The 12258-nt window shown below is 39.2% G+C and carries 12 protein-coding genes; 1 reads left to right on the top strand and 11 read right to left on the bottom strand.

The window, feature by feature from the left end; genetic code table 11:
• Positions 1–7 precede the first annotated feature (7 nt).
• The 11 genes from H626_RS0103995 to H626_RS11270 form a co-directional block, all read right to left on the bottom strand.
• A complete protein-coding gene (locus H626_RS0103995) occupies positions 8–1003 on the bottom strand; it encodes a hypothetical protein (protein ID WP_027108189.1) in 996 nt (331 codons plus the stop codon).
• A gap of 24 nt (positions 1004–1027) precedes the next feature.
• Entirely contained in the window at positions 1028–2029 is a 1002-nt protein-coding gene (locus H626_RS0103990; RefSeq protein WP_027108188.1) for an acrylyl-CoA reductase family protein, read from the bottom strand.
• Positions 2030–2044: 15 nt separating this feature from the next.
• Positions 2045–2944 carry a metallophosphoesterase gene (locus H626_RS0103985; protein ID WP_027108187.1) on the bottom strand — a complete coding sequence of 300 codons (900 nt, stop codon included), beginning with the start codon at positions 2942–2944 and terminating at the stop codon, positions 2045–2047.
• A gap of 168 nt (positions 2945–3112) precedes the next feature.
• Positions 3113–3754, bottom strand: a complete 642-nt coding sequence (locus H626_RS0103980) for a CBS and ACT domain-containing protein (RefSeq protein WP_027108186.1) — start codon at positions 3752–3754, stop codon at positions 3113–3115.
• Between the two features lie 3 nt (positions 3755–3757).
• Positions 3758–4462: an ABC transporter ATP-binding protein gene (locus H626_RS0103975; RefSeq protein WP_027108185.1), complete on the bottom strand. Its 705-nt coding sequence runs from the start codon at positions 4460–4462 to the stop codon at positions 3758–3760.
• Positions 4463–5236: an ABC transporter ATP-binding protein gene (locus tag H626_RS0103970; RefSeq protein ID WP_027108184.1), complete on the bottom strand. Its 774-nt coding sequence runs from the start codon at positions 5234–5236 to the stop codon at positions 4463–4465.
• On the bottom strand, positions 5233–6210 hold the full coding sequence (locus tag H626_RS0103965; protein WP_027108183.1) for a branched-chain amino acid ABC transporter permease: 978 nt from the start codon (positions 6208–6210) through the stop codon (positions 5233–5235). Before H626_RS0103965 ends, H626_RS0103970 begins: the two co-directional genes overlap by 4 nt.
• Positions 6211–6219: 9 nt before the next feature.
• Positions 6220–7098 (bottom strand): branched-chain amino acid ABC transporter permease, encoded by an 879-nt coding sequence (locus tag H626_RS0103960; RefSeq protein ID WP_027108182.1) that lies wholly within the window; start codon positions 7096–7098, stop codon positions 6220–6222.
• A 68-nt stretch (positions 7099–7166) separates the two neighbouring features.
• Complete coding sequence (locus H626_RS0103955) at positions 7167–8327, bottom strand: ABC transporter substrate-binding protein (protein WP_027108181.1); 1161 nt, start codon at positions 8325–8327, stop codon at positions 7167–7169.
• Positions 8328–8491: 164 nt separating this feature from the next.
• Positions 8492–10363 (bottom strand): DUF6792 domain-containing protein, encoded by a 1872-nt coding sequence (locus tag H626_RS0103950; protein ID WP_027108180.1) that lies wholly within the window; start codon positions 10361–10363, stop codon positions 8492–8494.
• Positions 10364–10700: 337 nt separating this feature from the next.
• Positions 10701–11354: a fasciclin domain-containing protein gene (locus tag H626_RS11270; RefSeq protein ID WP_211221944.1), complete on the bottom strand. Its 654-nt coding sequence runs from the start codon at positions 11352–11354 to the stop codon at positions 10701–10703.
• 134 nt (positions 11355–11488) lie between these two features.
• Between H626_RS11270 and srtB the strand changes: the two genes are divergently transcribed.
• Positions 11489–12256, top strand: a complete 768-nt coding sequence (gene srtB / locus H626_RS10595) for a class B sortase (RefSeq protein WP_051237789.1) — start codon at positions 11489–11491, stop codon at positions 12254–12256.
• Positions 12257–12258 lie beyond the last annotated feature (2 nt).

Raw genomic sequence — 12258 nt, 5'->3', positions numbered from 1 at the left:
GTCTTGATCAGCGATCATTGTCCCAATCCCAATTATCTGCGGTCATTAATCCTAAAAGCTTCTTTCTTCTTCCTTCTAAGCTTTTCATATTTTCTTTGAATTCTTCTTCGGGCAAGACCGGTATTGCCTTCTTACGTAACAAGTCCATTGAAGGGATAGGTGGTACTTTGTCAGAAGGTTCTATGAACGCTTGATTTAATGTTTCTAGATACTCTTCGATCGATGAGCGCATCTCTTTCATTAGTAAGGGATTGGGCATAGCTTTTTTGGGTGTTCCTTGTTCGATCATAGAAAGAGCGTCATCCAGGGTGGGCACTGCCACCGTTATCGCTTGTGTTGGTTTATGCGTATGGTAGTAATGGAGCAATGGATAGGCTTTATGCTGCTGCGTCAATGTGCTTAATTCTGAAGCCAACGTATTGAGTAACAGATCCAAGTGAGAAAATCCTTCTCCATCCCAGGCAATAGCGACGATTTCTTCAGCAGACTTCCCAATTCCTAATACACTACTTGCAAAAGATCGCTTTCTGACCACTGCATTAACAATTGAAAGTATATAGGAAGCTCCTAAAGTCAAAAACAGCATCCCTGTCCCCGTAGCAACAGTTGTCATGATTTGCCAATAGGCATTGGCTGGTGCAAAACCACCATTTCCAAGAGTAAATAAAACGTAGCCCGCATAATAAATCAAATCATTCCAGGTAATGGGTTGCGATTCTGCTGTATCAATAATGGATTGAGGACTACCAGCAAATATCAAAGTCCAGCCAGCCCATAATAACAGGATCCAGCCAAGTAAGGTCAGCGTGAGAATCACAGGGCCTGATACAGTGAGTATCGAGCTTTTCTTTCTATTAAGTCCAACCATGATTTTCCATATAAAGGTAGTTATTCCATTCGAAATGGGCCCCGCCCCTCCGTCGACCCATAGAGCAGTCCAAATCAAATCACCTATTGTAATTAAAACAAGTACTGTTCCCGAGATGAGATAAACAGTTTCCATAGCTCCCCTTCTCTCTATCTTTTCCTAATTCACTTTGACCAATATACGGCCCTTCATTTTTCCATCCATAATTTGTCTGAAAGCTTGCGGTAAATCTTCTAGCGTGATTTCGTGGTCTACCGTTTCCTCCAATAAGGTCGGTTTTAAATCACTGCCTAATCTTTCCCATAATTCTCTGCGCTTTTCGATTGGATACTGCACACTATCAATACCGAAAAGTGTGATCCCTCTAAGTATGAATGGTAAAACTGTCGTCTCAAATACAAGTCCACCTACATTTCCACTCAAGGCGATGTAGCCACTGTGTTTGATTTGAGCAAGATAGTCGCCCAAACCAGCTCCACCTACTGGATCAATAACGGCTTGCCACAATTGCTTAGCTAAAGGCCTTTTTTTACTCAGTTGATTATCACCAGGCAATGTTACTGTTGACGCTCCTAATTTTTTTAAATATGCTTCCTGTTCTGCTTTTTTTCTTGATTCAGCAATGACTGTAAATCCGAGGTTAGACAGCATTTGAATTGCTAGAGAACCCAGTCCGCCTGTAGCTCCTCTCACTAGTAGAGGTCCAGATTCTCTATTTAGTCCGTTCTCTATTAATTTTACAATGGACTGGGCGGCTGTAAAACCTGCTGTTCCTATTATCATGGTTTCTCTTGTCGTTAAAGATTCAGGTATCCGTATCGCCCATTCTTTTGGAACACGAGCGTATTCACTATACGCTCCAAAGTGATTCACTCCAAACTCAAACCCCGTTACAACTACCAGTTCCCCTACTTTAAATTCATCTGTAGCCGATTCAACTATTTCTCCGCTTAAATCGATTCCCAAGATGGTTGGATAACTCTTGATCACTCCCGTTCTTGCGTTGGTTCCGGCTAACCCATCTTTATAATTCACGCTAGAATAATGAACTTTAATGAGTAAGTCTCCTCTAGGCAAATCATTTGTGCTCATCTCTTTAATTTCATGACTAACTTTTCCTTCTTCATCGGCTGTCGACCACAGTGCGCGAAATGTCTTCATTTTTTTTCCTTTCTTTTACTCTTTATTTTTTAACGTAAATACAGTGATTTCTGGTCGAGTCCCAATTCGAAGTGGAATAAGACTAAAGCCAATTCCTCGATTCACATATAACCTATTATCGGCATCCGCATATTCTTCGATCCAGCCGGCAACTTGAATATTTCCCGGTTGCATCATTTGTAAATAGGATGCCTCAAAAAACGGGACTCGAAACTGTCCCCCATGTGTATGTCCAGCAACGGCTATTGGGGCTGAGCCTTCTGGGAATGTCGCAAAGGTGTCCGGATTGTGCATCAAGGTAAAGCGCGCCGCATCTTCATCTAGTGTGAACAATGCTTTCCTTGGGTCGTCTCTACCTGCCCAATGCGAACCTACAGCAACTAAATGGAGCTCTTCTGTCGCTGTTTCATGCGGAATAACTACATTTTCATTTTCAAGCATATCAATGTTTACCTCTTCTAAAGCTTTAACTAGTGCTTCTGCCAACTCTACATCTGGTTTATCCTCTTTTAATTCCATCGCGTAGTCATGATTCCCCAGTACGCCATATAGTGGAATAGTGCTTTCCCCTAAGGGTCGCAGTAATTCTATTATTTCATCAATTTCTTTTTCACTCCCTGATTCTACCTTGTAAATAAAGTCTCCCGTAAGCAGGATCGCGGCAGGCTCCATTTCCAGTAAATCATCGACCATCCACCGAATGGCGACCGTGTTATCTAGCCACATGCCGACTTGGAAGTCTCCTACTACAGCTATTTTTTCTTCTTGCCAATCGCTTGGTAAGTTCGTGATTTCTGCATCGTGTTCTTCTTTGTCTAATACGTATGGTTCAATCAAACCCCAACTTAAAATAACGATCCCTGTGATCAATACTAATTTGAATAAGCTAAGAGTTAGCTGTCGTAACTGTTTCATAGGTTGCCTCCCTCTAAATAAATGGTAATCTACACTACTTTTTCCTATTCCCTTTTTCTTACATTTATCATAGCATTTATTGTCTACTTTTATACAGTATTCCAATTCCAATTTCACTTTCCTATAAATATAAAAAACTCTCCGATAAGAACACGGAGAGTTTCTTTGTTATTTATTAACTGTTTGAACAACGGGATAACCGTTGGCTTCCAAAATTTTTTCTACTTCCTCTGTCTCGGTGTGATCTATTTGAATCGTCACTTCTATTTTTTCACCTGGATGCTGAACAAATAGATGGCTGATCCCAATATTGGCCTCTGCTAAAATAGTCGTGATTTTTTCTAACACACCTACTTGATCTTTACTTATACTAATGACCAAGCGTGCGCCTGGATCATTGTAGCCCGTCAGATCAATGAGGGCACTAAAAATATCTTTTTCTGTAATGATACCTACGACGTGGTTATTCTCATCCACTACTGGAAGAACGCTGACGTCTTTTTCGCGCATGATCAGCGCGGCTTCTTCAATGAGTGTGTCTTTTGAAGTTGTAATGACTGTTTTCTCCATCAACTGTTCGACCCGTGTACGATTCAGTAAATAATTCATTTCATGGATACTCATACTTGTAGCCCGTGAAGGGGAATGCTGCTGAACAATGCCCTCTGTGATCAATCCAACAAGTTGATCATCTTTGACTATCGGTAGCCGGTGGAAATGGTTCTCTTTCATTATATCTAAGGCTTCCAACACGATCGTATCCGGTGATACTGTGATGACGTTTTTTGTCATGTAATGTTCAACATTCATTTTTCACCCTCCTAAATAAGCCTTTTGAACAGCTTCGCTTTCTAGTAATTCTTTCCCTACTCCTGATTCTACTATTTTTCCTGTTTCGAGTACATAGCCTTTTGTAGCGATCTCAAGGGCAACAGATGCATTTTGTTCGATCAACAAGATCGTGGTCCCTTCTTCATTAATTTTTTTGATGATCTGAAAAATCTCTTGAATAAACAAAGGGGCCAACCCCATTGAAGGTTCGTCTAAAAGCAATAATTTTGGTTTGGAAATCAGAGCTCTCCCCATAGCTAACATTTGTTGTTCTCCACCAGAGAGCGTTGCAGAATCTTGATTTTTCCGTTCTTCCAAAATAGGAAAATGATCAAATACTTTCTTTATATCTTCTTTTATCGCTTCTTTGTCTTTACGTAAAAATGCACCCATTTCGAGGTTTTCCATTACCGTCATCCCACTAAAAACATGTCGTCCTTCTGGTACATGAGAAATGCCGCTTTGAACAATTGTACGGGGCGTCGCCCGTTGAATCGGCTGTTCCTGATAGATGATTTCACCTTGTGAAGGCCGAACTAAGCCCGAGATTGTTTTTAATATCGTTGTTTTCCCCGCACCATTTGCGCCGATCAAGGTAACGATCTCGCCTTCGTTCACTTCAAAAGATACTCCCTTGATCGCTTCGATCACACCATAATAAACAGTTAAATCTCGTACTTTCAACATTTACTCACCTCCCAGATAGGCTCGGATAACTTCTTTGTTTTTCCTGATTTCTTGTGGTGTTCCTTGAGCCAATACTCTACCGTGTTCTAATACATAAATACGTTCACAGACATTCATTACGACCGACATATCGTGTTCGATCAGAACGACTGTCAGTTTAAACTCATTTTGTATACGCAAAATCAATTTCGTCAAATCTGCGCTTTCTTGTGGATTCATTCCTGCAGCTGGTTCATCTAAAAATAGTATTTTGGGTCTTGTCGCTAAAGCACGTACGATTTCCAGTCTTCTTTGATCCCCATAGGGCAAGTTTTTGGCTACATACTCTTCTTTGCTTTCAAGATCAAACAAGGCAAGCAATTCACGTGCTTCTTTATGCATCAATTCCTCAGAATCAAAAAAATGCTTGGTGCGAAATAAACTGCTAAACGTATTCGCACCGCGACTATTGTGAAGGCCGATGAGTACGTTCTCTAAAACAGTCAAGTCTTTGAACAAGCGAATGTTTTGAAATGTTCGTGCAATCCCGAACCCTGCGATTTGACTTGTTTGTTTACCTATCAAAGATAGAGGAACATCCTTTTGCTTCAATTCAATGGATCCACTGCTTGGGATATATACGCCCGTTAATAAGTTAAAGAGGGTCGTTTTTCCGGCTCCATTCGGCCCGATAAGTCCCACAAGTTCATTCTCTTCTAACTTTAGATTCACACGAGAGATAGCTGCCAACCCGCCAAAGTTTTTGGTCAAATTTTTCACTTCCAATAAACTCATCTGACCTTCTCCTCTCTTTTTTTATTCTCTGATTTGTCTTTTTTACGTATAAAAGAGCTGATGTTTAATTCTTTTGTTCCCATCAGTCCGGAAGGTTTAAAGATCATGATCGAAATTAAAGCAATCGCATATAGAATCATCCGGAAAGATCCAAAAGGTTGTAAAAATACGTTTAATACACCCAATACCGTTGCAGCGATCACGCTGCCAGTAAGACTTCCGATTCCTCCAAAAACAACAATAATAAGGATATCGATCGATTTCATAAAGTTAAATTGATCCGGTGAGATCACACTGAAATACGTTGCATGGATGGACCCTGCAATAGCCGCCGTAACAGCTCCCATTACAAAAGCGATCGTTTTATACCGCGTGGTATGGATCCCTAGAGATTCTGCTGCAATTTCATCTTCTCTGACAGATATCGTTGCTCTCCCAACACTGCTGTACTTGTAATTTGCTGCAAAAATCAGGACCACTACTGCCAAAAAGAAACCAATATACCAAGTACTTAAATAGGGAATTCCACTTAACCCTGCTGCTCCATTGGTCAAATCTCCCATATTCAATATAATGATGCGAATTATTTCCGCCACCCCTAAAGTAGCAATGGCTAAATAATCTCCTTTTAATCTAAGCGTCGGGATCCCTACAATCAATGCAACGATTCCGGCAATGATTCCGCCTACTACGATTCCTGCGGCCATCCCTCCATAGTTCGGAAACTGTTTGGTTAGGATCCCAGTAGCATACGCTCCAATTGCCATAAAACCTGCGTGGCCTAATGAGAATTGCCCCGAAAACCCTATAATGACATTTAATCCGATGGCTAGGATCATATTTATCAAAATCGTCACCAAAGTGATCTCATAGAATGCATCGATCAAGCCAAGCAATATTGCACCTTGGAGAAGACCAAAGGAGAGCACGATCAGTATCATCCAGATGCCATTTGTTTTATTTAGAATCCTCATCTTTTTCACCTACACTTTCTCTTTGGCATGTTTACCTAAAATACCTGAAGGTCTGACAAGTAAGATCACGATGAGTATGCCATATACTACTGCATCTCGTACCATTGAATTTCCGTATCCAGAAATCAGTACTTCAATCAATCCTATCGCAAACCCTCCTAGAACTGCACCTGGAACAATACCTATTCCACCGAGCACAGCAGCAATGAATGCTTTTAATCCTGGTGCATACCCCATCATCGGATTAATGGAATTATAATACATCCCTACCAATACACCGGCTGCTCCCGCTAAAGCTGAACCGAGGAAAAAAGTAAAACTAATAACTAAATCGGGATTGATCCCCATTAACTCAGCGGCCTGAGAATCGATACTAACTGCGCGCATGGCTTTTCCCATTTTTGTTTTTTGAATAATAAATTGCAGACCCGCCATTAAAATAAAAGTAGTCACAATAATCAAGACCTGCATCTTACTAACTTGAAAAGACCCAATCGTGTACAAACTATTTTCGACTACTTGAGGAAAAGAGCGTACTTCCGGACCTACAAAGTAAATCATGCCATTTTGCAATAAATAAGAAACCCCTATAGCCGTTATTAAGGCCGCGATCCTTGAAGATTTCCTTAAGGGTTTGTATGCGACTCTCTCGATAATGACTCCTAAAACGGCTGTAAAGGACATTGATAAAAGTAAAGCAGGAATCAACCCTACACCTAAATAATTAATGACATAATACCCAACAAATGCTCCGATCATATAAATTTCTCCATGAGCAAAGTTGATCAACTTTATTATTCCATAAACCATTGTATATCCTAGAGCCAACAACGCATAAATACTACCTAACGAAAGCCCGTTGATCAATTGTTGAATTAAATTTTCCATGTGTTTCACCCCTTTTAGAAAAAAGAGGCCAAGAGAGTATCTCTCCAGACCTTTTTTTGCCGTATTCTTTACTTAGGAGAGACTTCTGTCGTATTGACTTCTTCTCCATCTTGCAATTCAACGATCGTGACAGATTTAATAGGGTTGTGATTTTCATCAAATGAAAAGGCACCAGTAATTCCTTCAAAGTCTGACAATTCTGCTAAAGCATCATTAACAGCTGTCGGCGCATTGTCTCCTGCTTCTTCGATTGCTTGCTTGACTACAAAGACTGCATCATAAGCTAAAGCCGAAAACATATCCGGTTCAGAACCATACGTTTCTTCATAACTTTCAATAAATCCTTGGACTTTTGGATCCTCACTATTTACAGAAAAATGCGATGTATAATAAACATCCGACACATTCCCTGCACCTGCTAAGTCGATCAATGTATCATTCCCGAATCCATCTGGTCCTAAAATAGGTTGTTCGATTCCCATTTCACGGGCTTGTTTGATGATCAAACCAGCTTGCTCATAATAGCCTGGTACAAAGAGTACATCGAAGTCTTCATTTTTAATACGTGTTAGGACCGCACTAAAATCAGACTCATCAGCAGTGAAGTTTTCTTCCCCTACCACTTCACCACTAAAATTTTCTTTAAATGTAGCGGATAATCCGGTGGCATAATCGCTCGAGTTGTCGCCCAAAATAATAGCTGTTTGCGCATCTAATTCAGTTTCAGCAAATTTTGCTAAAGATACACCCTGGAATGAGTCTTGAAATCCGATTCGGTATGCAAATGGTTGGACATCGCCGTTTCCGTCAATAGTCACCGTATCGTCTGTAGCTGATGGTGAGACCAATGGTACTTCTGCCCTGTTCACACTTGGAATTGCTGATTTAGTAGCCCCAGAAGTTGCGGGTCCAATAATGGCACTTACACCATCTTGAGTTGCTAATTTAGTTGCTACACTCGCCGCCTCTGTATCTTCTGATTTTGTATCGTATTCAAATAACTCGATCGTTTTTCCATCGATTCCACCCTCTTCATTGATTTCATCGATAGCCAAACTCACCGCATTCGCCTCTGCATTTCCGTACGCCGAAACAGCTCCTGTCAATTCAAACATGGAGCCCAATTTCACGGATCCTTCATCACCTGTCTGGTTTTCTACATCTCCTGCTTCGCATCCTGCCAATACCAAAGCAGTCATTGCTGTCACACCCGCTACCCACTTTTTCATCATTATTCCCCCTAGTTTTTACTTCCTGTCCAAAAATGATAAAACGATTATAAAATTTTAATTGTTTTATCATTATATGAAAGCTCAATCTTTTATTCAAGGGTTTAGTGCAAATTATTTTATAAACTTTTCAATTTGTTCGCAATACTGTAAAAAAGAGCAAACTAATTGCTTTTACTCTCCTTTTTATTCCTTTTTAATTCCATTTTTTTATATAATTCTTTAAAACCATCCAATCGATGAAAATAACTTAACAGTTTAATCGTTTCGGTATCGATGACATGGCGTAAACTAAATACTTGCTGGAATAGTAAAAGTACTTCCCTTCTATACGTTTGATCTTTTTCGTGATTCTTCTCTTCCCACTGTGTATGTTCAAGTGTATCCAACGTCCGATATACTGACTGTAAATCTTCTGTTTGTATCATTTGAGCTGCCTCGACAAAATCAAAAAAATGTCGGATCAACGTAAACAACGCTTGTTGATTTAAAGAAGGGTGATCCGTCAATAAAGTATGTTTCAATCGTTCCGTCAATTCATGATAAAAATCACCCAGTGACGGTTGTTCATCTAGTGAGGCGAACACCTGATAAATCGTATCATACCAGACATACATATCTTTCTCGCTAATGTATAAGCGCATATTTTTTGGAAAGTGAAAAGTAAAAACAGGCATCGTCACTTGTTCTGTATCTCCCAGAAATGCTGTCGAATGGATAAATAAGAACAAACCTGTAAAATCTTGTTGAAAACGGTCATGGAAACTGTGAAATTCTTTTTTTGCTAACCGCCTTTTTAAATCCATGTTTGTCGATGAATCCCAGGAAGCAGGAGAAGTAAATATTTCTTCCCATTCTTCCTTTTGAAAAAGATCAGGAGCCACTTGAAAAACTTGCTTCATTTGGATCGGTGAAGCATTCACCGAATAGATGTGTTTAAATGGCTGATCGATCAGTTGGATCATTTGCAGTAGATTTCCACCAAGTGAATGACCTATACCATAAGCTGCAAACCTTTTAGTTGAGATTTTATTATCGATGACCTGAATAAATTTCTGAGCATCGTCCAATTGTTCTGTGCCCACTCCAATCATGACGGATTCTACATTATACTTCCAATCTTTGTATGCTTCTAACAAAAAATCTTGATAAAAGTGTGTCGGCAGTTTGTTTTTCAATACCTTTAAAGAATTCTCACTTCCTTTAAAGTTATACAATACTTCTGATTCTTCATTTGAATGAACAATCAGCGCTGAACCAGAAAATCCTGAGGTCTGTAAAGAAGGCAACGACTCACGAGCATCTATATATTCGATGGTGGACCATATTTCCTTTGTATGCCGATAAATCAACCACTGAATATAAGCTCTTTGCTCTGTCTTTGTATAAAAGAACTTTTCATATTCAAATAAAAGCAATTCTTGCATCAGCAGTCTTTCTTTGATCAAATCAGATACACCACTTTTTTTCTTTGTTTTATTCAATAGGTTTGCTTGGCTTCTTGTGATGCTATTTTGAAAAATTTGAATCAACCATCTCTTCAGTTCAAACCATTTTTTATGCTCTGTAAAATATTGATTCCTCTTCTGCATAGTTGCAAGGATTGCTTTTTTGTATTCTGCACTATTTTCCTCTTTAAAAAAAGAGAGTGTGGCAAAAGAACGTGCCTGGTTCACACGATCCGTAAACGGAATACGTTTCAATGTCCATTTTTTTGGAACAAGTGAGAACTTCCTATATATAGGAAACATGCGGTTCTCCTTTTCAAAAAAGGAGCTATCTAACTTTTCTTCCTCTAAATAATGCACTAGCTTTCGCAGACTACCGGTTACTCGGTAGTTCAAATTGTCTACTGCAGCCTGCATTTTTACCCATTCTTTTTCAAGCTCTTTCCCCGCAGTATTCTTATTTTTCATTAACTGATACCGTTTCATTTCATTTTCAAAAGAGAGCGTATCTTTTTCTTCTACCAATAGCCATATGTTTTCAAGCTGGCTAAGTATGGTGTCTATTTGTCTTTTTTCTAGAATTGTCATACCGATTCCTCGACTTTCTATTGAACCCTTTTTCTCACTATTGTATAGGCTTTCTTTAATTTCAGTATAGCAAATAATCTCTCTTCCAGAAATCAACTACGCTTCAAGAATGTATTCTACTCAAATTATAACTATCCACGACAAAAGAAGCTGAGACAAAAGTCTCAGCTTCTACTCATTTTACAAATCGTACTTTCTAAAAGGTGCTCCAAAAAACAGACCCGACAGCCACTTGATGGTGCTATAGTCATTGGCCTGCAATTTACGGATAGAGTACGTGCAGCTCTATTCGGGTCTGACCGGTTTTGCTCCACTTTCTTTTGTGTAAGACAAAAACCTATTGGTTGATTTTCGCTGGTTTTTTGATCAAGAGATAAATGACAACGAATGCAGTTGCGATTAATGAAACAAGAAGGAAAATATTGGTTTCAATGCCTGTTTGAGCTACTTCATCTTCTACCATATCTACTTCTTGTAATGTGAAGTTAGATGGAACAAGAACAGAATCGACAACATGGATCACACCATTAGTTGCTTCGATGTCTGTTGTAGAAATCATGGATTCATTTACCATAGGATCTCCACTCAAATCAAACGTGATCATTTCTCCGTTAACTGTTTCAGCTTCCATTCCATCGGTCAAATCAGCGGCCAATACTTTACCTGACACTACATGGTAGGTCAATACATTTGCTAAATCAGGTTGGGCAAGTAACTCTTCAGCAGTAATATCGAGTTGTGCAAGCAATTCTTCAAAAGCTGCATTGGTCGGTGCAAATACTGTGAATGGTCCTTCACCTTGAAGCGTTTCTACTAGTTCAGCTTTTTGTAAAGCAGAAACTAAAATACTGAAATCTTCATTCCCCATAGCGGTTTCGACAATGTCTTGAGAGCCTTCCTCGTGATTATCAGCAAAAACTTGTGACGAAAAGGAAAAGACAAGTGCAAGTAAAGTGACGAGAGATAAGAACGCATTAACTACTTTCTTCATAGCCATTCTCTCCTTTTTTCTGATTTTATAAAGTTGCAATTCCAACTTTACTACCTTATACTAACTTTATATGAAAGCGATATCAATTAAGTAACACCCGTTTTCAAAACTTTCCAACAGAGAGGAAAATTGTGATGAAAAAGAAAATACTCGTGACCTTTTTAAGTCTCGCTTTTCTTATTCAATTGTTTTTTCTCTTCCAAGATATTTACGCTCAAATGAATCCAGTAACAGTTCCGCGTGTTGAAGATGCCACAACAAGTTCGAATGAAGCAAACAATGATCAAGAAACAACTATTTCTGAAACTCTGACACCCCTCTCTTCTTATAGTCAAGACTCCTTTACTCCCAATCCGGCTTCTGAGTATGTTTTTCAAAATCCCGATTATGTTGGCTGGCTGACTCTCAACGACACTAAGATTGATTACCCTGTCGTAAGAGGAAGAGACAATGAATTTTACCTCACTCATAATTTTTACAAAGAAAAAGATGTTTTAGGTGCGATTTTTATGGATCATCGAAATATTGGTTTAGGTAAAGATGATCACGGGATCATTTACGGTCATCATAGTGCGTATGGTCATATGTTTGCTGATTTAGAGAACTTTTTGACAGAAGACTTCTTACTTGCCCATCCTACTTTTACATTCGAGGATATGTATACCGAAAGGACTTATGAAATTTTTTCAGTTCATATTGCCCCAGCTGATCCTTACTTTATTCAAACTTCTTTTGAAGAAGAAGAATTGGCATCTTATTTTCAGTCCTTAAAAGAAAAATCCATTGTTCCTTTGACTGCTGAGGCTACTAAAGATATGAAAATGCTCAGTTTGCTTACTTGCAATTATGTCGTCGACGAAGGGCGCTTATACGTTCATGCTATCGAAACATCCGGTGAATAAAA

Source organism: Lacticigenium naphthae DSM 19658 (assembly GCF_000425865.1).
Classification (GTDB): Bacteria; Bacillota; Bacilli; order Lactobacillales; family Carnobacteriaceae_A; genus Lacticigenium; species Lacticigenium naphthae.
Note: the sequence above shows the minus strand (reverse complement) of the source record. Positions and strands in the feature narration are given on the sequence as shown.